We start from the raw sequence: 25051 nt of genomic DNA, 5'->3' as shown, positions 1-25051 counted from the left end.
ATTCGGACGCTGGGAGAAACCAACCGTCGCCGGGACCTCGCCGACGCTGCCAGTGAGTAACGCCTCGCGGGTCCCTGTGGTGCTGTACGCATGCCTTCCGGACGGCCGCGATCCCACGGCGGCCATGGCGTTCTTGCGCCATCACGCCGAAGCCAGGGACTGGGTCGTACGTGCGGCGCTTTACGACACCGCCCCCATCACGACCACCTGTACGGACCGAGAGGCATGGCCCAAGGTCGAGAGGCTCGTGGAAGGTTGGGAAGTGCGTGGCGTGGTCGCCGGCAGCGAAGACGAGATCGCCTGTCACCCGCCGGCGAAGGCCCAGCTGCGCACTTGGCTGATCGCCAACCGGGCCTTCGCGGCCTACTTTCCCGCAAGTGCGGGGCAGAACCCGACGCTCACCCACCTCCAGTAACCGCATGTCCCTGCGAAACGGAAGCCATTGACCGCCATGCCGTCGTCCCCCACACCACAGCAGCCGTCGATCACCGCCATGGTGGCTGGCGAGAACACCCCCCTCGACCTGGTGACCATCCGCGCCACGGTCCGCCGCGCCCTGCAGGAGCGGGCGGCACTGCCCCGGGCGAGCGAGATCCGCGAGATCACCCACACCCTTCGCGGCCACCTCCAACTGATGCTTGTGGAGGCGCAGAACCGGGCCGGTCAGCTCGAACGAGGTACCGAGCCCTGGCTCGGCTGGGTGGCTCTGATCGGCCGGGCCCGCGACGACCTGGACCGGGACGGCGGTTGCGGGCTGCGCTCGGCGGCGGCGTATATGGATGATCTCGGCCGGACCTGCCGACGGCTCGTAGACTGCCTGGACGAGTGACGGCGGCCCCGAGGCTCAGCTACGGGAAGCGTTTCCATGGTTGCGGCTTCTTCCGAAATCCGATGTCCGCTTGTTCGTCGCCGAGTTGACTGAAGCGATGCGGGCCTTCGAGTCCTGCGCCGACATGCCGGCCGTGGGGCAGCTGATCCACCGCCTGGGGGCATATGGCGGAGGTGTACTCGGACCCGGTGCTTCTGGCGGCACCGAGGGGGCTCACCGCGGAGACTACGGTCCGGTGCCGGACCCAACCGGCATCGCGCCGTGAAGTGCCAGGCGGCGGACGGCCGTTCCGTGCCCCACACCACATCTGAACGGGCGCCCGGCCGATGGCCGGCGGGGCCGGGGCCCGGCCGGCGGCCACCGGCCGGGTGCTGCCCGGGGCGGCCGGAGAACCCCTAACGAAGAGCCCTCGCGGCGTCTTCCGGCTCCTTGTGTCCCCCTCCGGTGGCATACGCCAGCGGAGGGGCGATCGCCTGGGCGTCGGCTCCCTCGCCCACCCATAGCCCGATGAAGAGCGCGGCGGTCGCCTCCAGGAGTCCGGCTCGTTCCAGACCGCCGCCGGCCAAGGGTTCGCAGCCGGCATCCCGTACCAGCTGGTGTACAAGGGCGAGGGCTGTCTCGTTGTCGCCACAGACCGGAACGGCCAGTGGCCGCCCGTCGAAGACGGGCGGCGACATGCGCCATACGCCCTCATGGCAGAGATTGAACGCCTTGATCACATGGGCTTCCGGCGCCGCCGCGGCCAGTTGCTGTGCGGCCGAGACGCCGCTCCGTGTCAGCAGCCGGAAGCCCGGACCGACCGGATTGGAACAGTCGATCAGCACCTTGCCGTCCAGGACCGCCCGCAGTTCGCGTGCCGTGTTCTCCCCCGCGCCGAAGGGCAGCGCGGCCAGCACCACCTGTCCGAACTCGGCTGCCGCACGCAGACTTGCGGGCTTCGCACCGCCGCCGAGGCGTGTTGCGAGCCGCTCCGCCTTGGGTACGTCCCGCCCTCCGATGGCCACCTCATGCCCGGCCCGGACCCAGTGGGTGGCGAGCGCGTCCGCCATGTTGCCCGTGCCCCATATGCCGATTCTCATCACGCGTTTCCTTCCAGGACCTGCTTGGACCGTTCGCAACGACGCTAGAGGGCCCGTCGGGCACCATTTGGTAGGTGACGACCGACGCCTTCCTCGCCGACTGCCGTGCCCGCCTCGCCTTCGATCTCCTCTCCAACACCTGGAACGCTGTTGTGCTCTGGGCACTGCGCGAAGGCCCCAGGCGCCCGGTCGAACTGCGCGGGCAGATCGGGGGGATCAGCTCCAAGGTCCTCACCGAGACGCTGCGGCGCCTGAAGTACAACGGACTCGTGGACCGGCAGGAACTTCCTGGTGCGCCGCCGCGCGTTGAGTACCGGCTCACCACCCTGGGCCGGACTCTGCTGGCCCCCATCGACGCTTTCGGAGCATGGGCCTTCGAGCATGGCGATGAGGTCATGGCCGCCCAGGAAGCCGAACGCACCGCCGTTCCCCGGTCACCCTCGGAGTGAGCGCGGATGTTTCCCGGCGCGTCCGGCGTGTGAAATGCCGTGCGCCGCAGGGAAGTTCCCTGCGACGCACGGCGAGAGGGGCGGACGTGGAGGTCAGTCCTCCACCAGCAACCCCCGGCGGAGCCGGGTCAGGGTTCTGGAGAGGAGGCGGGAGACGTGCATCTGGGAGATGCCGAGTTCCTCGCCGATTTCCAGCTGGGTCATATTGGCCACGAAGCGGAGGGAGAGGATCTTCCGGTCCCGCGGGCCGAGTTCGGCGATCAGGGGCTTGAGGGACTCGATGTATTCGATGCCCTCCAGGTCGTGGTCCTCGTACCCGAGCCGGTTGGCCAGCGTGCCCTCCGGCTCATCGGCCTCGGGCTGGGCGTCCAGGGAGCTCGCGGTGTACGCGTTGCTGGCGCTCATGCCCTCGACCACCTCGTCCTCGGAGATCCCGAGGTGCTCGGCGAGTTCGCCGACGGTCGGCGAGCGGTCCAGGCGCTGGGCGAGTTCGTCGCCCGCCTTGGCGAGGTCCAGGCGGAGTTCCTGGAGCCGCCGGGGGACCCGTACCGACCAACTGGTGTCGCGGAAGAAGCGCTTGATCTCGCCGATGATGGTCGGCATCGCGAAGGTGGGGAACTCCACACCACGGCCGAGCTCGAAGCGGTCGATCGCCTTGATCAGGCCGATGGTGCCGACCTGGATGATGTCCTCCATCGGTTCGCTGCGGGTGCGGAACCGGGAGGCGGCGAACTTCACCAGGGCCAGGTTGAGTTCGACCAGGGTGTTGCGCACATAGGCGTACTCATGGGTGCCTTCCTCGAGTGATTCGAGGCGTGCGAACAGGGTCTTGGAAAGGGCCCGTGCGTCGACCGGTCCCACCTCGTCAGGGGGCGGGAGGTCCGGGAGTCCGGACGGGGCTGCGGTGATGATTGCCGACGAGTCGGTCTCCCGGGGGAGGGTGGAACGCGGTTCGTCGAGCCGGGGTGACATGGTCTCCTCCATCTTTCTCGGCGTATGGCCGCCGGAGCCGTAAGCTCGTGCTGCGGTTTGCGGCGCCTCCAAGCCGTCCGTGGTGAATCGATGTCCGTATCTAGCCGTATCGGTCTTTACGCTCGCTTGGCAAGTGCAAGTTGTCCGGATTTGACGTTAATCGACCGATGTTCGGTTTTCGTTGGGCGTATCGAACGCGTAGGGTTTCGGCGGTGTCACGCGGGCACATCACAACCACGTAACGACACGGCACATCACGAAGGGACGCGCGCAATGGGATGCGGGTATGCCAGGGAAGGGGTGCCGGCATGAGCGTGGCCCGGCTACGGGTGGACGTCCAGCGGCACGGCGCGAACGCGATCGTGACGCCGGCGGGTGAACTGGATCACCACACGGCGGAGTTGCTCAGGGAGCCTCTGGAGGCGTGCGCCGAGGAGCCCGGCGCACGGGTCGTGGTGGACTGCTCCCGGCTGGAGTTCTGTGATTCCACCGGCCTGAACGTACTGCTCGGTGCCCGGCTGAAGGCCGAGGCCGTGGGCGGTTCGGTGCATCTGGCGGCGATGGGCGCCGTGGTGGCCCGGGTGTTCGAGATCACCGGGGCCGGTGCGGTGTTCACGGTGCACGACACCCTGGACGCGGCGCTGGCCGAATGATCCGCCCCCACTTACATCGGGTAAGCCCGGGCTTACACCAGGTGAGTCCGGCCCGGCGCCCGGACCGCTGACGCCCTCGCTCTTGCGTAGCGCACATCACACGCATTGAGTCGAAGGTGTTCATGGCGGACGGCCGGGCAGGAGCCAGCTGAGTGCATTGTGTGCACTACCGACCGTTGCAAGAGTTCCAATCGGTGAATCGGTGATGAGGTGAAGCGCTGATGAGCACCACCCGGCCGTACCCGCCGGCGCCGGGGGACCCCGGCCCGGAGCCGGGCGGCGCGGGCGAGCCCGGTCTGCCGGGGTCCGGCGGACCGGTCCGCCGGCTTCGCCTCGCCGGAGTGAGCGGCGCAGTGCCGCTCTCCCGTGACTTCACCCGCCAGGCGCTGCACGACTGGGGCTGGCTGCCCGCGGCCACCGCCGACCGCCGGGCGGCCGCGGAGGACGTCCTGCTGGTCGTCTCCGAGCTGGTGACCAACGCCTGCCTGCACGCGGACGGGCCGGAGGAGCTGATGGTCAGCCGGGACGGCAAGGCGCTGCGGCTGGAGGTCTCCGACCGCGGGGCCGGGGAGCCCACGCCACGCAGCCCGCACCAGGCCGGACGGCCGGGCGGGCACGGCATGTTTATCGTCCAACGCCTCTGTATGGACTGGGGAGTCGTACGGCACCAGGGGGGCGTGGGCAAGACCGTCTGGGCCGAGCTGGCCGGTCCCTCCTGAGCGGAGCGGGTCTCGGGTACGGCTCGTTCCGGGTCTTCCCTCCTCAAGGTCCCCGGCGTACCGTCGGCGGCCGAATCTGATGTGTCGTCAGTAACTTTCGGCTGACGACGCCGGGTGAGAGGGGAACCCCAGGTGTCCCACGCTCAACCTCTTCCCAGGAGCCGCGCCGGAGTGACGGCCCTCGCGGCGGTGCTGGCCTCGGGCACGCTGCTGCTGGTCGCGCCGGATGCCAAGGCGCAGACGGTGGACGTCGATTACCACTGCAAGACCCCGATCGGCGACAAGAACGCGGTGTCGCCCATCGACATCAAGGCGGCGGCCAAGGGTGGCTCGTACCAGCTCACCATGTCCTTCGAGAAGGGCGTCTCCAGCAGCCCGATCGAGCTGCCCAAGGGTGTGATGCAGCCAAGCGCGGTGATTCAGCTGGGCGGCGCGGACACCGGCACGGTGCCGGTGTCCGGACCGGGGAACGATCAGCCGATTCCGCCCAACACCCCGATAAAGATCGGCAACTTGACCGGCACCTATACGCCCAAGAGCAATGTGAACGGGAAGGTCACCCTCACCGCCTCCACCCTGACCATCAAGGCGATGGGCACCACCACGACCTGTGAGCCCGGCAACCATCCGGGGCCCTCGCTGACCCTGGAGGTCAAGGGCCAGGGCGGGCCCGGCGGGCAGACCACGGGGGGCGACAGCACGGGCGGCACCACGGGTTCGACCACGGGGTCCACCAACGGCTCCACCAACGGGTCCACGACTGGCGGGACTTCCGGCAGCACCGGCACCACGGGCGGGACCAGCACCACGGGCGGAACGGCCGGCGGGACCACCACCGGCGGGCAGAATCTGCCGCAGACCGGTCCGGACGACTCGGTCCTCGCCCTGGGCACACTGGGCGGAACGGTACTGCTGTCCGGCGTCGCGGGCCTCCTCTGGCTGACCCGGCGCCGGCGCACCGCCCCGTGACCCCGGCCGCGGCGGCCCTGGCCGGGCTGCTGCTGGCCGGTGCGCCGCCGCCCTGGACGGCGGGGCCGGTGGTGGAGGGCGGGGGTCCGGGCGGGCGCGGCGCCTTCGTTCTGGAGGGCGGCCCGGGGACGGTGCTCCAGGACCGGCTGAGCGTGGTGAACCCCGGGGACCGGGTGCGTACGGTCACCCTGCGCGGCACGGGCTCCTGGGTGGCGCTGGCGGCCGGGCGGGTGTCGGTGCCGCCCCGTACCCGGGCGGAGGTGCCACTGACGGTCACCGTCCCGGTGGGGGCGGCGGAGGGCGACCATACGGCGGCGGTGGTGGTCGGCGGGGACGGGCGGACGGTCCGGGTGCCGGTACTGGTCCGGGTCGGCGGTGGCGGACTGGCGGCGCTGGGGGTGGACCGGGTGACGGTCACCGGCACCGGCGGCGGGGCGGTGATCCGCTACCGGCTGGCCAACCGGGGCACCACGGTGCTGTCCCCGCGGCTGTCCATCGAGGCCGAGGGGCTGCTGGGGCGGGCGCTGCGGCGGCGTAGGGCCCATGGGGTGCCCGGGCGGCTGGCGCCCGGACGCAGCGTCTGGCTGACGGAACAGTGGCCGGACGCGCCCCGCCTGGAGGACCGCGTCCGGGTCCGGGTAACGGCCGCCGCCCCCGGCGCGGACCAGGTCTCCGCCTCCGGCACCTACACCCCCCTGCCCTGGCTGCGCCCGGCGACCGGCGCGGCGGCCGTCCTCCTGGCCGCCCTGGCCGCCCGCCACCGGCACACCCGCCGCCGGAGAACCCCCTGATGCGCCGGGCCCAGAGCGTCCTCCTCCTCCTGACCCTCCTCTGCCCACCACCCCCCACACCCGCCCCCCATCACCCCCCAACCCGAACCGAGGCCCCCTACCAGGCACGCGGGGCCGCAGCCGGGGCGCCCTACCAGGGGCGCGGGGAACTGCGCGATCAGCCACAGCCAACCCGCACCGGCAATGCAGCCGACCGCCCCACGGCGCCCGCGTCCGGCCCCCAGAGGCTCAGGAAAGCGCTCGGGGCACCCAACCAGGCGCGCGGGGAACTGCGCGATCAGCCACACACAGCCCGCACCCGGAACCCCACCGCACCCCCCGAGCCGCCCACCGCAACCCTGGACCGCAGCACCGCAGCCCCCGGTCAGAGCGTGATCGTCTCCGGCACGGGCTGGCGCCCCGCCGCCCTCCTCACCCTGGTGATCTGCGGCCAGAACATGATCGGCGGCAGCAATGCCTGCGCCAACGCGGACGGGCGCACGGTCACCACCGGCGCGGACGGCGCGTTCAGCCGCAGCCTGACCGTGGCGGCGCCGCCCAAGCCCTGCCCCTGTGTGGTGCATGTGGCCACCGTGCTGGGCGCCCGGGCGGCAGTGGACGCCGCGCTGCGGATCAGCGGACACCCAGAGGCCCCGCTGCCGCAGGGGCAGCTGCGAGTCCTGGACGCCCGGCTGCAGGGCAGCAGCTCGCTGCTGACCTGGTTCGGCGCACCGCCCCAGCGGCACCTGGTGCTCACCGTGGGAAACGCCGGGGAGGCGGCGGTCCGCGACCCCGTCTTCGAACTCGGCACCGCACACGGCGTCCTGGCACCGGAATGGGAGCGCCACAAATGGCGCGGCACGGTCGCGCCGGGCCGCAAGGCGCGGATCTCCCTGCCGGTGGAGCTGCCGGCCGGAGCGTACGGAGCGTACGAGGTGTCGCTGCGCCACGAGGGCCGGGTGCTGGTGGAGCAGCCGTGGGACGTGCCCCGCCCATGGGGCGTAGTGGTGTTCTGGGTGCTGGCAGGAGTCGTAGGGGCGGTGCTGGTCTACCGGGCGGGGATGTGGGGAGTGGGACGGGCGTTCCCGGCGACCCCCCGCAGGGCTCCCGCTAAGGGCGGCAGCAACGGCCTGCCCTGGTTCCGGCCCGGAACCGTGCGGGTGCGGGGCCGGGACTGAACGGGCGCCGGTGTCCAGCCCACCCACGCGCGCATGCGCAAGGCCCCGGCGCTGGAGAGCACCGGGGCCTGGTAACCCGCGAGGATCAGCGGAGATCAGCGGAGATCAGCCGAGCATCAGCGAACGTCACCCATCAGAGCCACGATCTTCTTGCGGTTCACCCAGATCGCCCCGCCGGCCAGCGCCGCGGCAGCCGCTTCGCCCAGGATCACGCCGATGCCGTCGAGGTTCACACCCGCCGTGGACAGCAGGCTGGTCACACAGTCACCGGCGGTGACCGCGAGGAACCAGACGCCCATCATCTGGCTGGCGTACTTCTGCGGCGCCATCTTGGTGGTCAGCGACAGGCCGACCGGGGAGAGGCACAGCTCACCCATGGTCTGGATCATGTAGATCACGATCAGCCAGGCGGGGCTGACCGTGTGCCCGCCGGTGGCCATCGACATCGGGATGGCGAAGACCACGAAGGAGACACCGGCGAAGAACATCGCCATGGCGAACTTCACCGTGGTGCTGGGCTCACGGTTGCTCTTGGCCAGCTTCAGCCACAGCGAAGCCAGCACCGGGGCCAGGGCCATCACCCACAGCGGGTTGACCGACTGGAACCAGGTGGACGGGAAGTTGATGCCGAAGACGTTGTCGGCGGTCTTCTTCTCGGCGAAGGTGGACATCGTCGAGCCGGCCTGGTCGAAGATCATCCAGAACACGGCGGCCGCGACGAAGAACCAGATGTAGCCGCTGACCTTGGTCTGCTCGGTGTCCGAGAGCTCCTTGTCGCGCTTGATGCGCAGCAGCACGGAGATCGGGATGACCAGGCCCAGCAGGGCGAGCGGCACGGTGGCCCAGTTCATGGTGAAGTGGCCGGTGCCACCGACGATGCCGTAGAAGACGGCGGCGATGGCGAGCCAGATCAGGCCCTTCTTCAGCCAGGAGTTGCGCTCCTCCGCGGTCAGCGGGGTGGGCACCTGGCTGCTGCGCGGGTTCAGGTGACGCGTGCCCCACAGGAAGAAGGCCAGGCCGATGGCCATACCGGCGGCGGCGATGCTGAAGCCGAGGTGCCAGTTGACCTTCTGGCCGATGGTGCCGATGACCAGCGGAGCCGCGAAGGCGCCGATGTTGATGGCCATGTAGAAGATCGTGAAGCCACCGTCGCGGCGCGGGTCCTTCGGGCCGTCGTAGAGGTGGCCGACCATCGTGGAGATGTTGGACTTCAGCAGGCCGGAGCCGATGGCGACCAGCGCCAGACCGGCGAAGAAGGTCGGCTTGCCCGGGACGGCCAGCAGCAGGTGACCGCACATGATGGTGCTGGCCGCGACGGTGACCGTCTTGCGCGGGCCCCAGATGCGGTCGCCGATCCAGCCGCCGGGCATGGCCAGCAGGTACACCATGGCCACGTACACGGAGTAAATGGCCACGGAGCTGGCCTGGGGCATGGCCAGACCGCCGCCCTGGCTGCCGGGCTTGGCGTCGGGGCCGCCGGCGATCAGATAGACGACGAGAAGGGCACGCATGCCGTAGTAGCTGAAGCGCTCCCACATCTCCGTCATGAAGAGGGGGGCCAGGCCGATGGGGTGGCCAAGGAAGGTCTTCTCGCCCGAGGCGGGAGAGGTCTTCTCTGCCTCCGCGGTGCCCTTCGTCAGGCTGGTCGCCATGGTCGTTCCTTGAGTGCTGAGGACACGCGTTGAGCTATTGCGGGTCCGTGTGGGGGTTGACCGGCACCGGCTGCCGCACCGCCCCTGCCCCACGCCCTCTGGGGTTCGGATTCCCGGAGGGAAGCCGGCAGGACGGCCGCATCCGGGATCCACGCCCCCGCGCATCTTCGCGCGGCGGACCCGGTCGACAGGTCATTCACTGAACACAAGACTGGAGGTTCCAGCCCTGTACACGACAGAGACCTTCGGCGTTACTGCCGTGCCGAAGGTCCCCCATTGGTGCTACAGACTGCCGTAACCATACGTCACACCCCGCCCGCATATGGAAGGAGTTGAGACATGGATCACAGGTCGGGCTGGAACCATTTATGACCGATCTGTCGTGGCCAAACCTTTGGCGATCTGTTGACGCAGGTCCCCCTGAGTGCACTCTGAGGTGCGTCCGAGCGGACTACCATCACACCCATGACCCGAGTACTGCTCGCCGAGGATGACGCTTCCATCTCGGAACCGCTCGCACGCGCGCTGCGCCGTGAGGGATATGAGGTGGAGGTCCGCGAAGACGGTCCCACAGCGCTCGCCGCCGGCCTCAAGGGAGACGTGGATCTGCTCGTCCTCGACCTCGGGCTGCCCGGTATGGACGGCCTGGAGGTCTGCCGCCGGCTGCGGACCGAGGGCCATGGCTTCCCGGTGCTGGTGCTCACCGCCCGCGCCGACGAGGTGGACACCGTGGTCGGCCTGGACGCCGGCGCCGATGACTATGTCACCAAGCCCTTCCGGCTGGCCGAACTGCTCGCCCGGGTACGGGCGCTGCTCCGGCGCGGCGCCGCCGAGCCCTCCCAGCAGGCCGCGTCCACCCATGGGGTACGGATCGATGTGGAGTCGCACCGTGCCTGGATGGGCGATGAGGAACTCCAGCTGACGGCCAAGGAGTTCGACCTGCTGCGGGTGCTGGTGCGGGACGCCGGCCGGGTGGTCACCCGTGACCAGCTGATGCGCGAGGTCTGGGACACCACCTGGTGGTCCTCCACCAAGACCCTGGATATGCACATCTCCTGGCTGCGCAAGAAGCTGGGCGACGACGCGGCCAACCCCCGCTATATCGCCACCGTCCGTGGCGTGGGCTTCCGCTTCGAGAAGAACTGAGCGCTCCGCGGGGATTGGGGCAGTTCATCCGCGGGTGCGTCGTGGCCGGTCGCGTAGTTCCCCGGGCCCCTACGGGGCACGGCGGAACCGCACTGGAACTCCGGCACGACCGCTTGGCAGAAACCAGCGGACCAGAGAGAGAAGAACGGGCACCGTGCGCCGCCGACTGATCAACTCCACCCTCGCCGTGGTGCTCGTGGTGATCGCCGTCTTCGGTATCTCCCTGGTCATCGTGGAGACCAGGACCATCGAGAGCAGCGCCCGGGAGAGCGTGCAGTCCGAGGCGGTGCGGCTGGTGAGCATCGTGGACAGCCGGATCGCCGGCAATGAGCGGGTGGAGTCCGGGGTGCTCACCGAGCAGATCGCCCGGGACCGTTACGCCCGGGTGGAGATCCCCGGCCATCCCCCCATCGTGCTGGGCAGCAAGCCGGACGGCGCCCTGATCACCTCCACCCAGACCGGGGACCATGGCGAGACGGTGACCGTCCAGGCGTCCCGGTCCACGGTCAGCAAGGAGATCGGCCGCACCCTGCTGGTGATCCTCACGGTGGCCCTGCTGGCCGTGATCGCCGCGGTGTTCCTGGCGGTGCGCCAGGCCAATAAGCTCACCGCCCCGCTCACCGACCTCGCCGAGACCGCCGAACGCCTGGGCTCCGGCGACCCCCGGCCCCGCCACCGCCGCTATGGCGTACCGGAGTTGGACCGGGTCGCGGACGTACTGGACGCCAGCGCCGAGCGGATCGCCAGAATGCTCACCGCCGAGCGGCGGCTGGCCGCCGACGCCTCACACCAACTGCGCACCCCGCTCACCGCGTTGTCGATGCGGCTGGAGGAGATCACCCTCACCGACGACCCGGACACCGTCAAGGAGGAGGCGACCATCGCCCTCTCCCAGGTGGAGCGGCTCACCGATGTGGTGCAGCGGCTGCTCACCAACTCCCGCGACCCCAAGACCGGTTCGGCGGTCACCTTCGACCTGGACGAGGTCATCAAACAGCAGCTGGAGGAGTGGCGCCCGGCCATCCGCGGCAGCGGCCGGGCGCTGGTGCGCTCCGGCAAGCAGGGGCTGCGCGCGGTGGGCACCCCCGGCGCCGTCTCCCAGGTGATCGCCACCCTGATCGAGAACTCGCTGACCCATGGCGATGGAACGGTGGCGCTGCGTACCCGGGTCACCGGCAACCAGGCGGTGATCGAGGTCTCCGACGAGGGGCCCGGGGTGCCGCCGGACCTTGGCGCGCGGGTCTTCGAGCGGACCGTCAGCGGGCGCAACTCCACCGGCCTGGGGCTGGCGGTGGCCCGTGACCTGGCGGAGGCGGACGGCGGGCGGCTGGAGCTGTTGCAGCAACAGCCGCCGATCTTCGCGCTGTTCCTCAGCCGGGAGGCGGATGGGCGCGATGCGGACGGTCGGGGCGCCGAAGGGCGCGATGCGGACGGCCGGGACGCCGAAGGGCGGGGCACGGACGGTCGCGACAAGGACGGCCGGGACCAGGGTGCGGATGGCCGGGACCAGGGTGCGGACGGCCGGGATACGGGTACGGACGCCCGGGATACGGGCGGCGCTCAGAGCGAGCGGGACCGCGAGCCCGGGGCGGGCGAGGGCTGAGACTCGCCGTCCCGCTGGCGCGGCAGCTCGGCCAGGAAGGACTCCGCGGTCTGCACCGCCCGCGCCCGGAACACCCAGGTGCGGTAGGACCAGAAGCGGAAGACGGTGCCCAGGCCCAGGCCGACCACATTCTTGGCGATGTTGTCGGAGAGCGGGTCGGTCAGCTGCAGCCCATAGTGCGAGATGGCCAGAATGCCGTTCTCGATGACCAGGCCCACCCCGCTGAACAGCAGGAACAGCGAGAGTTCCCGGCTGCGCCGGCTGCGGTCGCAGTCCCGGTAGGTCCAGTAGCGGTTGCCCACATAGTTGGCGGCGATGGCCACCGCGGTGGCGATGATGCCCGAGCGGACCACCGCCAGGTGCAGCAGATGCCGGCAGGCGTTGAAGACAACCAGGTTGACCACGAACCCGATGGCGCCCACCGCGCCGAATTTGGCGATCTCGCGGGCCAGCCGCTCCAGGCGGGAGCGAACTGTGCTCCGTTGCTTCGTCACGATCGTCAGGCTCCGTTGCGATGGCGGTCGGGGGGCGGTAGGGGCGGTCGGGCAGGGACCCATGCTAGTGCTCTGACCGGGAAGGTTGGCCGGGGTGGTGGTTCCGGCGGTTGGATGTCCGGAGGCGTCCGTCCGACTGCTGGGGGTGTGGTGGCTGAGCCGGTCCGTGTGCGCAGACTGACCGATCAGGAGGGGCAGAAGCTGCAGCAGATCGTGCGCCGGGGCAGCACGAGTTCGGTGCGCTACCGGCGCGCGATGATGCTGCTGGCCTCGGCCGGCGGCAACCGGGTGCCGGTGATCGCGAACCTGGTGCAGGCCGATGAGGACACCGTCCGCGATGTGATCCACCGGTTCAACGAGATCGGCCTGGCCTGTCTGGACCCTCGGTGGGCGGGAGGCCGTCCCCGCCTGCTCAGCATTGACGATGAGGACTTCGTCGTGCAGACGGCCACCACCCGCCCGACCAAGCTTGGTCAGCCCTTCACCCGCTGGTCCATCCGCAAACTCGCTGCCTACCTGCGGAAAGTGCACGGCCACGTCATCCTGATCGGCCGCGAGGCATTACGGTGCCTGCTCGCTCGCCGCGGTGTCACCTTCCAGCGGACCAAGACGTGGAAGGAGTCCCCCGACCCCGAGCGCGACGCCAAGCTGGACCGCATCGAGGAAGTGCTGGAGCGTTTCCCGGACCGCGTATTCGCGTTCGACGAGTTCGGGCCGCTCGGCATCCGGCCCGCCGCCGGGTCGTGCTGGGCCGAACAAGGCCGACCCGAGCGGCATCCTGCGACCTGCCACCGCACCCATGGGGTGCGCTACTTCCACGGCTGCTACTCGATCGGCGACGACACCTTGTGGGGCGTCAACCGCCGCAAGAAGAGCACCGCGAACACCTTGGTTGCGCTGAAGTCGATCCGTGCCGCCCGGCCCGACGGCGCCCCGATCTACGTGATCCTGGACAACCTGTCCGCCCACAAAGGCGCCGACATCCACCGCTGGGCGACGAAGAACAAGGTCAAGCTGTGCTTCACCCCGACCTATGCGTCCTGGGCGAACCCCATCGAGGCCCACTTCGGACCGCTGCGGCAGTTCACCATCGCCAACTCCAACCACCCCAACCACACCGCCCAGACCCGCCAGTTGCACCGCTACCTACGCTGGCGCAACCAGAACGCCCGGCACCCCGATGTCCTGGCCGCCCAGCGCCGTGAGCGTGCCCGTGTCCGCAGCGAGAAAGGGCTCCGCTGGGGCGGACGCCCCGCGGCCGCGCGTAACCAGTCGGTCTGTGAAGTCCTGGCCGGTCAGACTGACGGGGTGATCTCCTTCGGTCCGTAGAGGGCTGCGGCCTCCCGGGTGATCAGAGCCCAGTAGCGGTCACCGAACGACCAGTGCCACCACTCGGTGGGGTAGTTCACCAGGCCCGCAGCGGTCAGCACGGAGCCCAGCAGCTTCCGGTTGGCGAGGGCCTCCGCGCTGATGTTGACGGCGTGGGTGTAACAGGCGCCCTCGCTCTCCTCGGGGTCCGCGTTCATCCGGGTGCCCAGGTCCAGCTCGCGCCCTTCGGTGTCGGCCAGGGTGAGGTCGACGGCCGCACCGGCGCTGTGCGGAGCGATGCCGGGCGGCGATACGTAGCGGCTGGCCGCCGAGTTGATCTGCTCAGCGGACCAGCCGGGGTGGACGGCCTGCAGCTGGCCGGCGTACTCCTCGAAGTACGCACACTGAAGCGAGGGAGGCCGATACCCCTCAACGAACAGCAGTCGCAAGCCTTGCGGGAGCAGCGTCTGGGCCTTCAGCAGCCGTTCCAGCACACCTTCCCGCAAGTACGCGAAGGCATCTGCCGGGTCCTGCTTGCGGGAATCGACCAGCAACCCGCCATCGCGGCGGACATCCACAAGACGTTCACCGCACTCCGCAACGCGTATCGCAGCGACCTTCGGATCTGACATCAAGACGATCTCGCTCATGACGCGATCATCTCGCAGGCGAGACCCGGCCAACCTTCCCGGTCAGAGCACTAGCGAGCGGGTCCGGTCACGATCCGTGGGAGTGGGTGAACGCATGGCTAACTCCCGGCAGTTCGGACATCCCTCCTTGGAGGATCCTCCAGGAGGCGGGTTGAGGCGCTCGTGCGTACGGATACCCTTGGAGCGTGACTTTCCCGGTAGTCGGCATGGTCGGCGGCGGCCAGCTCGCCCGTATGACCCACGAGGCGGGCATCCCCCTCGGCATCAGGTTCAAGCTGCTCAGCGATACTCCACAGGACTCGGCGGCCCAGGTCGTCAGCGAGGTCGTCATCGGCGACTATCGCGACCTGGATACCCTTCGTGCGTTCGCACAAGGCTGCGATGTGATCACATTCGATCATGAGCATGTCCCCACCGAGCACCTCCGGGCCCTGGAGGCGGACGGCATTCCCGTCCGCCCGGGGCCCGATGCTTTGGTGCACGCCCAGGACAAGGGCGTGATGCGGGCGAAGCTGACCGAGATCGAAGTGCCCTGCCCACGCCACCGGCTGGTGGACGGCCCGGCCGATGTGGCGCGCTTCGCCGCCGAGGTGGGCGGCTTCCCGGTGGTGCTGAAGACGGTGCGCGGCGGCTATGACGGCAAGGGCGTCTGGGTGGTGCGTGATGCCGGCGAGGCCGAGCAGCCGTTCAGGGCGGGTGTGCCGGTGCTGGCCGAGGAGAAGGTGGACTTCGTCCGGGAGCTGGCCGCCAATGTGGTCCGTTCCCCGCATGGCCAGGCCGTCGCCTACCCGGTGGTGGAGTCCATCCAGGTGGACGGCGTCTGTGACACGGTGATCGCCCCCGCGCCCGGCCTGTCCCCGGAACTGTCCGCGCACGCCCAGCAGTTGGCCCTGCGGATCGCCAAGGAGCTGGGGGTGGTGGGCCATCTGGCGGTGGAGCTGTTCGAGACCGCGGACGGCCGGGTGCTGGTGAACGAGCTGGCGATGCGCCCGCACAACTCCGGCCACTGGACCCAGGACGGCGCCGTCACCTCGCAGTTCGCCAACCATGTCCGGGCGGTGCTGGATCTGCCGCTGGGCGATCCCCGGCCGCGCGCCAAGTGGACCGTGATGGCCAATGTGCTGGGCGGCGACTACCCGGACATGTATGCCGCGTATCTGCATTGCATGGCCCGCGATCCGGGCCTGAAGATCCATATGTATGGCAAGGACGTCAAGCCCGGCCGTAAGGTCGGGCACGTCAACACCTACGGCGACGACCTGGCCGAGGTGCGCGAGCGCGCCGCCCACGCCGCCGGATATCTGCGAGGAACGATCACGGAATGACTGGTTCCCCCGTCGTCGGCATTGTGATGGGCTCGGATTCCGACTGGCCCGTCATGGAGGAAGCGGCCAAGGCCCTGGCCGAGTTCGATGTTCCGTATGAGGTCGATGTGGTCTCCGCGCACCGGATGCCCCGGGAGATGGTGGCCTATGGCGAACGGGCGGCCGGGCGCGGGCTGAAGGCGATCATCGCCGGGGCCGGCGGCGCCGCCCATCTGCCCGGAATGCTGGCCTCCGTCACCACTCTGCCGGTGATCGGGGTGCCGGTGCCGCTGAAGTACCTGGACGGGATGGACTCCCTGCTGTCCATCGTCCAGATGCCGGCCGGGGTGCCGGTGGCCACCGTCTCGGTCGGCGGCGCCCGTAACGCCGGACTGCTGGCGGTACGGATGCTGGCCGCGCACGATGAGCGGCTGAGCGAGCGGATGCGGGAGTTCCAGGACGGGCTGAACGCCCAGGCCACCGAGAAGGGCGCCCGGCTGCGGGCCAAGGTGCGCGGTGGCGGCGGCTTCGGCTTCGCGGGGGAGGGCGCCCGATGACCGCCGAACTGGCCCGGGCCCGTGAACTGCTCGCCGCCCACCCGGTGGTGGACGGCCACAATGACCTGCCCTGGGCGCTGCGCGAGCACGTCCGCTATGACCTGGACCGGCGTGATATCGCCACCGACCAGCGAGCCAGCGGACTGCACACCGACCTGCCGCGGATGCGGGAGGGCGGCGTGGGAGCGCAGTTCTGGTCGGTCTATGTACGCACCGATATGTCCGGTGATGACGCGGTCAGCGCCACCCTGGAACAGATCGATATCGTGCGGCAGTTGACCGCCCGCTACCCGGATGAGCTGCGGTTGGCGTTCACCGCCGACGATATGGAGGCGGCGCGGGCGGAGGGGCGGATCGCCTCCCTGATGGGCGCCGAGGGCGGCCACAGCATCAACTGCTCGCTGGCCACGCTGCGTTCACTGCACCGGCTGGGGGTGCGCTATCTGACCCTCACCCACAACGACAATGTCCCCTGGGCGGATTCGGCCACCGATGAGCCGCGGGCGGGCGGGCTCACCCGCTTCGGCGAGGAAGTCGTGCGGGAGATGAACCGCATCGGGATGCTGGTCGATCTCTCCCATGTCTCGGCGGACACCATGCGGGACGCGCTGCGGGTCACCGAGGCGCCGGTGATCTTCTCGCACTCCTCGGCACGGGCGGTGTGCGATCACCCCCGCAACATCCCCGATGATGTGCTGAGTTCGCTGGCCGCCAACGGGGGAGTGGCGATGGCGACCTTCGTCCCCAAGTTCATCCTGCCGGAGGCCGTTGACTGGACCCGGGCCGCGGACGAGAACATGCGCGCCCATGGCTTCCACCCGCTGGACACCACGCCCGAGGCGATGGCGGTGCACCGCGCGTTCGAGGCGGAACGGCCGCGGCCGGTCGCCACCGTGGAGACGGTGGCGGACCACCTGGACCATATGCGGGAGGTGGCCGGGATCGACCACATCGGCATCGGCGGCGACTACGACGGGACGGCCTTCACCCCGCAGGGGCTGGAGGACGTGGCCGGCTACCCCAACCTGATCGCCGAACTGCTGCGGCGGGGCTGGTCGGAGGGCGACCTGGCAAAGCTGACCTGGGAGAACGCGGTGCGGGTGCTGCGCGCCGCGGAAGCGGTTGCGGGTTCCTTGTCCGTTTCGCGCGGACCGTCGAATGCGACGCTCGCGGAGCTGGACGGCTGAGGGCGCCCCTCGAGGGGCGCGGGGAACTGCGCGACCAGCCACCGCCGAGCCGCACCCGGCAACGATGCCCGCCTGCGCGGCGGTCTCGCTGCGGGGTGCGACCCAGCGGCACGACTGCCCGCGAACCGGCACCGCTGGTCGCGAACCGGTGCGCCCGGCGGCGCGGTTGCCCGCAAAGGGCGAACCGTTACGCCCGGGGGCGCCCCATGGCGCGGAAAGACCACCCGGCCCCCCGCCAAGCGGCAGCGTCCAACGCATTGCGGCCGTCCAGGATGCGCCGCTCCGCGACGACCGCACCCAGCGCCGCCGGGTCCAGCGCCCGGAACTCCGCCCACTCGGTGAGGTGGAGCACCACATGCGCACCCCGGCACGCGTCCAGCGCCGTCGCTGCGTAGGCCAGCGTCGGGAAGACTTCCCGCGCATTGGCCATGCCCTTGGGGTCGTACACCGTGACCTGCCCGCCCTGCAGATGAATCTGCCCGGCGACATTGAGCGCGGGCGAATCCCGCACATCGTCCGAGTCCGGCTTGAAGGTGGCGCCCAGCACGGCCACCCGGCGGCCCAGGAACCCGCCGCCCACGCTCTCCCGGGCGAGCTCGACCATATGGCCACGGCGGCGCATATTGATGGAGTCCACCTCGCGGAGGAAGGTCAGCGCCTGGTCGGCACCCAGCTCCCCGGCGCGGGCCATAAAGGCCCGGATGTCCTTGGGCAGACAGCCGCCGCCGAAGCCGATACCGGCCCGCAGGAACTTCTTGCCGATCCGCTCGTCGTGCCCTATGGCCTCGGCCAGCTTGGCCACATCGCCGTCGGCCGCCTCACAGACCTCGGCCATGGCATTGATAAAGGAGATCTTGGTGGCCAGGAAGGAGTTGGCGGCCGTCTTGACCAGCTCCGCGGTCGGATAGTCGGTGACCACAAAGGGCGAGCCCTCGCCGATCGGCGTGGCATAGACCTCGCGGAGCACCTTCTCCGCACGTTCGCCGGCCACTCCGACCACGATCCGGTCCGGGTGCAGGGTGTCCTTGACGGCGAAGCCCTCGCGCAGGAATTCCGGGTTCCAGGCCAGCTCCACCTCCTCCCCGGCCGGGGCGAGGCGGCGCAGCTGCTCCGCCAGCCGGGCGGCGCTGCCCACCGGGACGGTGGACTTGCCGACCACCAGGGCCGGACGGCGCAGCAGCGGGGCCAGCGCGGCCACCGCGCCGTCCACATAGGACATGTCACAGGCGTACTCGCCGTGCTTCTGCGGGGTGTTGACGCAGATGAAGTGGACGTCGCCGAACTCGGCGACCTCCTCCATGGAGGTGGTGAAGCGCAGCCGCCCGGTGGAGCCCTCGAACCCGGCGACATGCTTGCGCAGCAGCTCTTCCAGTCCCGGCTCGTACATCGGGACCTCGGCCCGGCCCAGCTTCTCGATCTTGGCGGGATCGATGTCCAGGCCCAGCACCTCGAACCCGAGCTCGGCCATGGCCGCCGCATGGGTGGCGCCCAGGTAGCCGGTGCCGATCACGGTGATCTTGAGGGCCATTGAAGTGCTCCAGGGAGGTGCTGCGTAACTGGCTCCCGCGAGCATAGTCGGGGCCCGGCCGGGGGAGGGACGAGGAGTGCGCCGGGCTGTCGGCAAGCTCACGTATCCCCGCCCAGCGGGCCGCCTCTAGAATCGTTGTTACTAAACGGTAGTTAACTCTCTGGGGAGTACGCCTTGGCGGGAAACAAGGACTTCGACCTGTACCGGCCGTCCGAGGAGCACGACGAGCTCCGCAAGGTCGTGCGCTCGCTCGCCGAGGCGAAGATCGCGCCATTCGCCGCCGAGGTGGACGAGGCGAGCCGCTTTCCGCAGGAGGCCCGCGACGCCCTGACCGCCGCCGACCTGCACGCGGTGCATGTGCCGGAGGAGTACGGCGGGGCGGGTGCGGACGCCCTGGCCACCGTGATCGTCATCGAGGAGGTGGCGCGGGTGTGCGCCTCCTCCTCGCTGATCCCGGCGGTCAACAAGCTGGGCTCGCTGCCGGTGATGCTCTCCGGTTCCGAGGAGCTGAAGAAGCGCTATCTGGCCTCGCTGGCCAAGGGCGAGGCGATGTTCTCCTACGCCCTCTCCGAGCCGGACGCCGGCTCGGACGCGGCGGGTATGAAGACCCGCGCGGTGCGCGACGGTGACTTCTGGGTGCTCAATGGCGTCAAGCGCTGGATCACCAACGCCGGGGTCAGCGACTACTACACGGTGATGGCGGTCACCGACCCGGAGAAGCGCTCCAAGGGCATCAGCGCCTTTGTGGTGGAGAAGTCCGACGAGGGCGTCTCCTTCGGCGCCCCGGAGAAGAAGCTGGGCATCAAGGGCTCGCCGACCCGCGAGGTCTACCTGGACAACGTCCGCATCCCCGCCGACCGCATGATCGGCGCGGAGGGCACCGGCTTCGCCACCGCGATGAAGACCCTGGACCACACCCGGATCACCATCGCCGCCCAGGCACTGGGCATCGCCCAGGGCGCCCTGGACTACGCCAAGGGCTATGTCCAGGAGCGCAAGCAGTTCGGCAAGCCGATCGGCGACTTCCAGGGCATCCAGTTCATGCTGGCCGACATGGCCATGAAGCTGGAGGCGGCCCGCCAGCTGACCTACGCCGCCGCGGCCAAGTCCGAGCGCCTCGACGACGACCTCACCTTCCATGGCGCGGCGGCCAAGTGCTTCGCCTCCGACGTGGCGATGGAGATCACCACCGACGCCGTCCAGCTGCTCGGCGGCTATGGCTACACCCGCGACTACCCGCTGGAGCGGATGATGCGGGACGCCAAGATCACGCAGATCTATGAGGGCACGAATCAGGTTCAGCGGATCGTGATGGCGAGGAACCTGCCGTAGCGGGGGTTTTGCACGTCAGAGGGCCGTTCCAGCGGCTGGCGAGCTGTGATCGGCTTCCGGTCCGTTCGGGCCCGTTTCGGGCTGATCGTGGGCGTCATGCTGGGGAGTCCTGGAACTGACGTCGGGCGGGAAACCGCCACTCACCTGCACAAGCACTACGGCCCCCAGCGCTCTGCCGGGGGCCGTTCGTAACCAAGGACGCTCCGGCGGTCATGGCCGGGGCGTCCTTGCTTTGCTTGGTCTCAGCTCACCACAGCGCGAGCGATCAATGTCCCGATGTGGTCAGGCTCGGGAGCGTCGAGAACCCACACTTCCGCCTTCGCGAATCCGGCCCGCAGAAGGAGGCTTTCCCACCTCCGGGGTGTGTAGCTGTACCGGTATGTGTACATGGCCTTGCCCGCGAAGCCTCCCTTGTACATGCCCTGTGGCCCGTACGCGCCGGGGATGGCCGGAGGCTGGGAGAAGGCGAGCACGCCGCCCGGATTCAACCGCTTGGCAATGAGCGGAAGCAGCTTGGTCGGGTCGGTGAACCAGGCTGCCCCGAAGATCGAATAAATGGCGTCGTAGGTCTCCGTCGTGGCGCTCAGGTGGTCCAGTACTTCGGCACACACGAACCGCGCTCCCAATGGCCCCCACCGCTCGGTGGTGTTGGCGACCATGACGGGGGAGAGGTCCACGCCCGTCGCCGTCACACCTTGCCGCGCGAGGTGGGCCAGCGCCCGCCCGGTACCGCAGCCGATCTCCAGGACGGTTGTCGGGTCGCCCAGCAGTTCGGGGCCTGGTCCGTGCCCGGCGTACTGCGTCCAGCAGAAGACGGGGTCTGCCTCGAACACCTTGTCCTTGGTGCTCTCCGCAAAGGCGTCCCAGAGTTCGCGTTCGCTTTCGATGTTGTGTCGTACGGGCAACGGCGCTTCCTCTGTGTCGAGGCGGGCAAGGAGCTGCCCCCGCCCCTGATCCGAGTCCGGGGCGAGGGCACTCTAGCCCCGCGTCAGTGGCTGTCGGGGACCTTGTCGTCACACGGCGAGCAGTCGGACGCGTCCACCGACCACAGCTCGTCATCGACGGTGAAACCGTTCGTGCGCAGCAGGTCGGCCGTACGCATCACGGTGCCGTCCCGGCGGCGCTCGATGAGCGGGGCATGGTGCTTGTACCGCCCGCCGTTGTACTCGTCGCAGAGGGCGAAGTACAGGGGCGTATCGAGGATGAGCTGGTGAACCCCAATGTCCACCGTGTACCCGACGCCCATGTCCACGCCGGGGTTCTCCATGGCTGTGACCAGGTAGGCGATGCCCTGGCCGAGAATGCGCTCGGCGAGGCTTCGGACAGCCACGCTGTCACGGAGCAGGAGCGCAACTTCCCGCTCCCACAGGTCCTTTACTCCCACATCGGTGACCAGGTGCGGTACTCGCTCCTGCACGGCGTTGAGGATGATGCGCGGATCGCGGGTCCGCGTCTGAAGTGCTGTTGCCACCATGTTCCCTTTCTCTCGATGGAGCGGGGTGGTGCGCTGGAGCCCGTCCGGCCGCCGACCGTCATGAAGGCGACCGGACGGGGGTCTTCAGAAGGGCACTGGGCTATGCGTCGTGGCTCTGGTCGCGCTGGCGGCGCTGTGCCGACTCGGCGTAGATCAGCGCGTCGATGAGCTTGAGGGCGGTGGGCAGGGGCACGGTCCCGAGGAACAACGACGGTTCGCCGGAGAGGGAGGACCGGCCCACGAGCTGGGGCCAGGAGTCCGGGTCTCCGACCTTGACGCCCATCTCCGCCAGCACCCGACCGAACATGAACGCGGTGTCGTCGGCTTTCTTCTTGCCTGCCAGAAAGGCATCGGCTTGCTGTGCGGCTGCTTCGGTATCCGTGGCCATGAGGAGACGCTAGGGACCTGCGGACATCCGGAGCGAAAAAGTTGCAGTCAGTTGCAGGCCAGTTAGCCGAGGGCATCGATCGCTGTTGAGATCAAGGTACGTGCACGTGCCCCATACACGGCACGTCGTTGCAGCTCGGCGAAGGTCTTGAGGTAGTCGCGCACCTCGCCGGGAGCGGTCACGCTGACCTCAGCAGTCAGCAGTTCGACGTTGACATACTCGTCGTCGTAGACGTTGAACGTTTCCACGGCCCAGATAGGGCGTTGGCCCTGGGACGGGATCACGCCCAGGCTGACTGAGGGGAGGGACATCACAGACAGGAGGTGCCCGAGTTGGGTGGCCATGGTCTCGTCGTCGCCCATTTGGTAGTGGAGGACGGCTTGTTCGAGGAGCATGACGAACCGGTGCTCACCTTCTCGGAGCACCCGTGCCCGCGCAAGCCGGGCTGCTACTGCTTCGGGGATGTTGTCCCGGAGGTCTCTCAGCCACGCGGCCGACTCAAGGACGGCTGTCGCGTACCCCTCGGTCTGAAGGAACCCGGGGATGAGGCCGGAGCTGTACACACGGAAAAGCTTCGTGCGCTCGTTCAGGGGAACGCGGCTCTGTTGGATCTGGCGAAGCGTTTGCTTCCTGTGGAGCCGCCTCCACTGCACATACATGGACTCGACAGCGCGGTTGGCTGCTATGAGGTCAGCGGCTTGCTCCTGGGCACCGCAGGCGTCACACCATGCTCGGATGTCAGCGTCCGAAGGAGCCGTCTTGGCGTTCTCGATGCGACTGGACTTGGCTTTGTGCCAGCCGCAACGAACAGCCAGATCATGTCCGGTGAGTCCTGCGTCCCGTCTGATTTCCTTGAGCCGGCCTGCCAAGGCTTCGCGGGCGGTTTGGGCACTGGACGTGGGGACGGTGGGCATGATCTGGCTGTCCTGGTCGCGCCGTCAGACCTTGTACTCCTCGTGCGGGATAGCGCGCTCCCACACCGCTTCGAAGGCGTTGGCGCACAGCTTGATGATGGCCTGGTCCTCGGTGTACTCGAAGCCGGCCCCGTCACCGTCACCGGTGAAGTGGTTGAACCTCACCAGGCGATCGTCGAAGAGCCAGAAGTCGTTTCCGGGTAGGGCGATGTCCGATGCGCGCCGACGTGGTAGCCAGCGAACCTGCTCTCCCACGGCGACGTTGACAGCGGTGGTGGCGTGCTCGTACTTGATGTACTCGCTCACCGGCTCGGAGATGATGCGGGCCCGTCGCATGACCACGCCCCGGGCGACGGCACTCTGTACCAGCGACGTCCAGCGGGACCAGCCTTCGGACCCCGGGTCAAGGTCTACTTCGCCGGTACGCTTCCACTGCTCGAACTCCTCGGCTTCGCCGGCGATGCCGTAGTCGTCACGCATCTCCAGGTGCACCGCAGAGCGCGTGGTCGAGTTCAGCAGGTCCTCAAAGCTTGCCCGCTGCTGCTTGTTCTGCGGCATCGCACGCCTTCCTGATGATGTCGATCATCCGGTACGGCATCCGGATGACCGCTTCCGTGTCGGGGTGTGGGCTGTTCTTCCGGCACTCGGCCTGAGTCTCTTCGTCGGCCAGCCAGCCCTGGAAGAGGATGTCCGGCTCAGGTTTCATCTCGACGTCCACCCATGCCGCAGGGCACTGGTCAGTCTTCGTCTCCGGGTCGATCCCGACGAACAGTAGCGCCATCGCTGTCTCCCGTGTCGAGTCCCTTGCGATCAGTTGCATGTGACGATCTGTCCTTCGCACCGCTCCGGTCAAGAGGGCGTGTGGCACCTGGGAGACCAACTGTCCCGATCATGGGGACATGCTGGGGAGGCCCTCTCCGAAGGGGATGTTTGTGCAGGCCAAGAGCTTGTTTCCGTAAAGCACGCAGAAAGTACGGGCCCACGCGGCCCCCGCCGGGGCCGTTCGCGTACCCGGACGGGTCCGTCCGATGGCGGGGTGGGGGAGGGACCGGCAGGGTGGTTGCTGTCTGGGGGAGCGCAACCGTGTTGTGGAGGCCCTTGTCATGCCAGAGGTAACCGGCCCGTATGCCCCCGGCACCCCCTGCTGGGTGGATCTGATGGCGCCCGACCAGCGGGCGGCCCTGGATTTCTACGGGGACCTCTTCGGCTGGCAGGGCGAGCCGGGGCCGCCGGAGACCGGTGGGTATGCGGTCTGCACGCTGGGCGGCAGGGCGGTGGCCGGGATCGGGCCGTCCATGGCTCCGGACGGGCACCCCGCGCCACCCATCGCGTGGACCACCTATCTCGCGGTGCCGGACGCGGATGTCGCCGTCCGGGCGATCACCGACAACCGGGGCCAGGTGGTGATGCCCGCCATGGAGGTGCTCACCTTTGGGCGGATGGCCGTGGTCGCCGACCCCACCGAGGCGGTCTTCGGGCTCTGGGAGGCCCGGGACTTCGCCGGTGCGGAGGTGGTCAACGAGCCGGGCGCGGTCATCTGGAACGAGCTCAGCACCGCCGACCCGGAGGCGGCCAAGCGGTTCTATCCGGCCGCGCTGGGCATCGCCGTCACCCCCATGGAGAACGCGCCCGGCTACCACGCGCTCAAGGTGGGCGAGCAAGTGGTCGGCGGGATGCAGGGGCTGGAGAACCTGCCCGAGGGGACGCCCTCGCACTGGCTCGTCTACTTCGCCGTGGACGATGCCGACAGCGTCACCGACGCCGTGGTCCGGGCCGGTGGCACGGTGCTCAAGGCACCGTTCGACATGATGGCCGGGCGGATGGCGGTGCTGCGGGATCCGCAGGGCGGGATCTTCGCGGTGATCAATGCGGGGGCGCCGGAGGCGGCGTAGCGAG

General features: G+C 69.2%; 27 protein-coding genes and 1 pseudogene. 16 read left to right on the top strand and 12 right to left on the bottom strand.

Annotation, left to right across the window (positions count from 1 at the left end):
- Nucleotides 1-76 precede the first annotated feature (76 nt).
- Together CV755_RS19305 and CV755_RS19300 are read left to right on the top strand one after the other, a co-directional pair.
- Complete coding sequence (locus tag CV755_RS19305; protein WP_109281444.1) at nucleotides 77-415, top strand: hypothetical protein; 339 nt, start codon at nucleotides 77-79, stop codon at nucleotides 413-415.
- Between the two features lie 36 nt (nucleotides 416-451).
- Nucleotides 452-829: a DUF6415 family natural product biosynthesis protein gene (locus CV755_RS19300; protein ID WP_153068705.1), complete on the top strand. Its 378-nt coding sequence runs from the start codon at nucleotides 452-454 to the stop codon at nucleotides 827-829.
- Between the two features lie 395 nt (nucleotides 830-1224).
- On the opposite strand, the gene CV755_RS19295 is transcribed toward CV755_RS19300, so the two are convergent.
- A complete protein-coding gene (locus tag CV755_RS19295; RefSeq protein ID WP_109281442.1) occupies nucleotides 1225-1908 on the bottom strand; it encodes an NADPH-dependent F420 reductase in 684 nt (227 codons plus the stop codon).
- A 74-nt stretch (nucleotides 1909-1982) separates the two neighbouring features.
- Here CV755_RS19295 and CV755_RS19290 point away from each other — a divergent pair, with 74 nt between their 5' ends.
- The gene (locus CV755_RS19290) at nucleotides 1983-2357 is read left to right on the top strand and encodes a winged helix-turn-helix transcriptional regulator (RefSeq protein ID WP_109281441.1); all 375 of its coding nucleotides are present in this window, start codon (nucleotides 1983-1985) and stop codon (nucleotides 2355-2357) included.
- Nucleotides 2358-2450: 93 nt separating this feature from the next.
- Here the strand turns inward: CV755_RS19290 and CV755_RS19285 are convergent, their stop codons facing one another.
- Nucleotides 2451-3341, bottom strand: coding sequence for an RNA polymerase sigma factor SigF (locus CV755_RS19285; protein ID WP_109281440.1), 891 nt, complete (start codon nucleotides 3339-3341; stop codon nucleotides 2451-2453).
- Between the two features lie 296 nt (nucleotides 3342-3637).
- Between CV755_RS19285 and CV755_RS19280 the strand changes: the two genes are divergently transcribed.
- The 5 genes from CV755_RS19280 to CV755_RS19260 all read left to right on the top strand — a co-directional run bounded on the left by CV755_RS19280 (nucleotide 3638) and on the right by CV755_RS19260 (nucleotide 7618).
- Nucleotides 3638-3982: an STAS domain-containing protein gene (locus CV755_RS19280; RefSeq protein WP_109281439.1), complete on the top strand. Its 345-nt coding sequence runs from the start codon at nucleotides 3638-3640 to the stop codon at nucleotides 3980-3982.
- 221 nt (nucleotides 3983-4203) lie between these two features.
- A complete protein-coding gene (locus CV755_RS19275; RefSeq protein WP_109281438.1) occupies nucleotides 4204-4701 on the top strand; it encodes an ATP-binding protein in 498 nt (165 codons plus the stop codon).
- A gap of 171 nt (nucleotides 4702-4872) precedes the next feature.
- On the top strand, nucleotides 4873-5670 hold the full coding sequence (locus CV755_RS19270) for an LPXTG cell wall anchor domain-containing protein (RefSeq protein ID WP_241561293.1): 798 nt from the start codon (nucleotides 4873-4875) through the stop codon (nucleotides 5668-5670).
- Nucleotides 5667-6461 carry a hypothetical protein gene (locus CV755_RS34280; RefSeq protein WP_153068704.1) on the top strand — a complete coding sequence of 265 codons (795 nt, stop codon included), beginning with the start codon at nucleotides 5667-5669 and terminating at the stop codon, nucleotides 6459-6461. The genes CV755_RS19270 and CV755_RS34280 overlap by 4 nt, the downstream gene beginning before the upstream one ends.
- Before the next feature lie 371 nt (nucleotides 6462-6832).
- A complete protein-coding gene (locus tag CV755_RS19260) occupies nucleotides 6833-7618 on the top strand; it encodes a neocarzinostatin apoprotein domain-containing protein (protein WP_422070570.1) in 786 nt (261 codons plus the stop codon).
- Between the two features lie 116 nt (nucleotides 7619-7734).
- Here CV755_RS19260 and CV755_RS19255 read toward each other — a convergent pair whose 3' ends face one another.
- A complete protein-coding gene (locus CV755_RS19255) occupies nucleotides 7735-9270 on the bottom strand; it encodes a peptide MFS transporter (protein WP_109281436.1) in 1536 nt (511 codons plus the stop codon).
- Between the two features lie 465 nt (nucleotides 9271-9735).
- Between CV755_RS19255 and CV755_RS19250 the strand changes: the two genes are divergently transcribed.
- A complete protein-coding gene (locus CV755_RS19250; protein ID WP_109281435.1) occupies nucleotides 9736-10416 on the top strand; it encodes a response regulator transcription factor in 681 nt (226 codons plus the stop codon).
- Nucleotides 10417-10570: 154 nt separating this feature from the next.
- Entirely contained in the window at nucleotides 10571-12019 is a 1449-nt protein-coding gene (locus CV755_RS19245) for an ATP-binding protein (protein WP_422070569.1), read from the top strand.
- Here the strand turns inward: CV755_RS19245 and CV755_RS19240 are convergent.
- Entirely contained in the window at nucleotides 11977-12576 is a 600-nt protein-coding gene (locus CV755_RS19240; RefSeq protein WP_109281434.1) for a GtrA family protein, read from the bottom strand. The two genes, CV755_RS19245 and CV755_RS19240, sit on opposite strands and share 43 nt — an antisense overlap.
- Before the next feature lie 87 nt (nucleotides 12577-12663).
- Between CV755_RS19240 and CV755_RS19235 the strand changes: the two are divergent.
- A pseudogene (locus CV755_RS19235) lies at nucleotides 12664-13767 on the top strand (IS630 family transposase); the annotation flags it as partial.
- Nucleotides 13768-13808: 41 nt separating this feature from the next.
- On the opposite strand, the gene CV755_RS19230 reads toward CV755_RS19235, so the two are convergent.
- Entirely contained in the window at nucleotides 13809-14471 is a 663-nt protein-coding gene (locus CV755_RS19230; protein WP_109281433.1) for a M15 family metallopeptidase, read from the bottom strand.
- 185 nt (nucleotides 14472-14656) lie between these two features.
- Between CV755_RS19230 and CV755_RS19225 the strand changes: the two genes are divergently transcribed.
- From CV755_RS19225 to CV755_RS19215, 3 genes are read left to right on the top strand one after another with little or no spacing between them, the layout of a single operon-like run.
- Complete coding sequence (locus CV755_RS19225) at nucleotides 14657-15796, top strand: 5-(carboxyamino)imidazole ribonucleotide synthase (protein WP_109281432.1); 1140 nt, start codon at nucleotides 14657-14659, stop codon at nucleotides 15794-15796.
- Nucleotides 15793-16332 carry a 5-(carboxyamino)imidazole ribonucleotide mutase gene (gene purE, locus CV755_RS19220; protein WP_109281431.1) on the top strand — a complete coding sequence of 180 codons (540 nt, stop codon included), beginning with the start codon at nucleotides 15793-15795 and terminating at the stop codon, nucleotides 16330-16332. The genes CV755_RS19225 and purE overlap by 4 nt, the downstream gene beginning before the upstream one ends.
- The gene (locus CV755_RS19215) at nucleotides 16329-17519 is read left to right on the top strand and encodes a dipeptidase (protein WP_109281430.1); all 1191 of its coding nucleotides are present in this window, start codon (nucleotides 16329-16331) and stop codon (nucleotides 17517-17519) included. Before purE ends, CV755_RS19215 begins: the two co-directional genes overlap by 4 nt.
- A gap of 187 nt (nucleotides 17520-17706) precedes the next feature.
- Here CV755_RS19215 and CV755_RS19210 read toward each other — a convergent pair whose 3' ends face one another.
- On the bottom strand, nucleotides 17707-19047 hold the full coding sequence (locus CV755_RS19210) for a UDP-glucose dehydrogenase family protein (RefSeq protein ID WP_109281429.1): 1341 nt from the start codon (nucleotides 19045-19047) through the stop codon (nucleotides 17707-17709).
- 174 nt (nucleotides 19048-19221) lie between these two features.
- Here CV755_RS19210 and CV755_RS19205 point away from each other — a divergent pair, with 174 nt between their 5' ends.
- A complete protein-coding gene (locus tag CV755_RS19205) occupies nucleotides 19222-20379 on the top strand; it encodes an acyl-CoA dehydrogenase family protein (RefSeq protein ID WP_109281428.1) in 1158 nt (385 codons plus the stop codon).
- A gap of 242 nt (nucleotides 20380-20621) precedes the next feature.
- On the opposite strand, the gene CV755_RS19200 is transcribed toward CV755_RS19205, so the two are convergent.
- From CV755_RS19200 to CV755_RS19175, 6 genes are all read right to left on the bottom strand, one after another.
- On the bottom strand, nucleotides 20622-21284 hold the full coding sequence (locus CV755_RS19200; RefSeq protein WP_109281427.1) for a class I SAM-dependent methyltransferase: 663 nt from the start codon (nucleotides 21282-21284) through the stop codon (nucleotides 20622-20624).
- Nucleotides 21285-21367: 83 nt separating this feature from the next.
- Nucleotides 21368-21853 carry a hypothetical protein gene (locus CV755_RS19195; RefSeq protein ID WP_109281426.1) on the bottom strand — a complete coding sequence of 162 codons (486 nt, stop codon included), beginning with the start codon at nucleotides 21851-21853 and terminating at the stop codon, nucleotides 21368-21370.
- A 100-nt stretch (nucleotides 21854-21953) separates the two neighbouring features.
- Nucleotides 21954-22241, bottom strand: a complete 288-nt coding sequence (locus tag CV755_RS19190) for a hypothetical protein (RefSeq protein WP_109281425.1) — start codon at nucleotides 22239-22241, stop codon at nucleotides 21954-21956.
- Between the two features lie 62 nt (nucleotides 22242-22303).
- The gene (locus tag CV755_RS19185; RefSeq protein WP_109281424.1) at nucleotides 22304-23155 is read right to left on the bottom strand and encodes a helix-turn-helix domain-containing protein; all 852 of its coding nucleotides are present in this window, start codon (nucleotides 23153-23155) and stop codon (nucleotides 22304-22306) included.
- A gap of 24 nt (nucleotides 23156-23179) precedes the next feature.
- A complete protein-coding gene (locus tag CV755_RS19180) occupies nucleotides 23180-23713 on the bottom strand; it encodes a DUF6879 family protein (protein WP_109281423.1) in 534 nt (177 codons plus the stop codon).
- Entirely contained in the window at nucleotides 23679-23936 is a 258-nt protein-coding gene (locus tag CV755_RS19175; RefSeq protein WP_109281974.1) for a hypothetical protein, read from the bottom strand. Before CV755_RS19175 ends, CV755_RS19180 begins: the two co-directional genes overlap by 35 nt.
- A 322-nt stretch (nucleotides 23937-24258) precedes the next feature.
- Here CV755_RS19175 and CV755_RS19170 point away from each other — a divergent pair, with 322 nt between their 5' ends.
- Nucleotides 24259-25047: a VOC family protein gene (locus CV755_RS19170; protein WP_109281422.1), complete on the top strand. Its 789-nt coding sequence runs from the start codon at nucleotides 24259-24261 to the stop codon at nucleotides 25045-25047.
- The last annotated feature ends 4 nt before the right edge of the window (nucleotides 25048-25051 follow it).

Source organism: Streptomyces orinoci (genome assembly GCF_003121295.1).
Classification (GTDB): Bacteria; Actinomycetota; Actinomycetes; order Streptomycetales; family Streptomycetaceae; genus Streptomyces; species Streptomyces orinoci.
Note: the sequence above shows the minus strand (reverse complement) of the source record. Positions and strands in the feature narration are given on the sequence as shown.

Coding starts and splice junctions, on each gene's coding strand:
- CV755_RS19285 (WP_109281440.1), bottom strand. CDS start 3,341: ATGGAGGAGACCATGTCACCCCGGCTCGACGAACCGCGTTCCACCCTC.
- CV755_RS19170 (WP_109281422.1), top strand. CDS start 24,259: ATGCCAGAGGTAACCGGCCCGTATGCCCCCGGCACCCCCTGCTGGGTG.
- CV755_RS19295 (WP_109281442.1), bottom strand. CDS start 1,908: ATGAGAATCGGCATATGGGGCACGGGCAACATGGCGGACGCGCTCGCC.
- CV755_RS19255 (WP_109281436.1), bottom strand. CDS start 9,270: ATGGCGACCAGCCTGACGAAGGGCACCGCGGAGGCAGAGAAGACCTCT.
- CV755_RS19195 (WP_109281426.1), bottom strand. CDS start 21,853: ATGGTGGCAACAGCACTTCAGACGCGGACCCGCGATCCGCGCATCATC.
- CV755_RS19175 (WP_109281974.1), bottom strand. CDS start 23,936: ATGGCGCTACTGTTCGTCGGGATCGACCCGGAGACGAAGACTGACCAG.
- CV755_RS19180 (WP_109281423.1), bottom strand. CDS start 23,713: ATGCCGCAGAACAAGCAGCAGCGGGCAAGCTTTGAGGACCTGCTGAAC.
- CV755_RS19240 (WP_109281434.1), bottom strand. CDS start 12,576: ATGGGTCCCTGCCCGACCGCCCCTACCGCCCCCCGACCGCCATCGCAA.
- CV755_RS19230 (WP_109281433.1), bottom strand. CDS start 14,471: ATGAGCGAGATCGTCTTGATGTCAGATCCGAAGGTCGCTGCGATACGC.
- CV755_RS19190 (WP_109281425.1), bottom strand. CDS start 22,241: ATGGCCACGGATACCGAAGCAGCCGCACAGCAAGCCGATGCCTTTCTG.
- CV755_RS19185 (WP_109281424.1), bottom strand. CDS start 23,155: ATGCCCACCGTCCCCACGTCCAGTGCCCAAACCGCCCGCGAAGCCTTG.
- CV755_RS19250 (WP_109281435.1), top strand. CDS start 9,736: ATGACCCGAGTACTGCTCGCCGAGGATGACGCTTCCATCTCGGAACCG.
- CV755_RS19210 (WP_109281429.1), bottom strand. CDS start 19,047: ATGGCCCTCAAGATCACCGTGATCGGCACCGGCTACCTGGGCGCCACC.
- CV755_RS19215 (WP_109281430.1), top strand. CDS start 16,329: ATGACCGCCGAACTGGCCCGGGCCCGTGAACTGCTCGCCGCCCACCCG.
- CV755_RS19275 (WP_109281438.1), top strand. CDS start 4,204: ATGAGCACCACCCGGCCGTACCCGCCGGCGCCGGGGGACCCCGGCCCG.
- CV755_RS19280 (WP_109281439.1), top strand. CDS start 3,638: ATGAGCGTGGCCCGGCTACGGGTGGACGTCCAGCGGCACGGCGCGAAC.
- purE (WP_109281431.1), top strand. CDS start 15,793: ATGACTGGTTCCCCCGTCGTCGGCATTGTGATGGGCTCGGATTCCGAC.
- CV755_RS19300 (WP_153068705.1), top strand. CDS start 452: ATGCCGTCGTCCCCCACACCACAGCAGCCGTCGATCACCGCCATGGTG.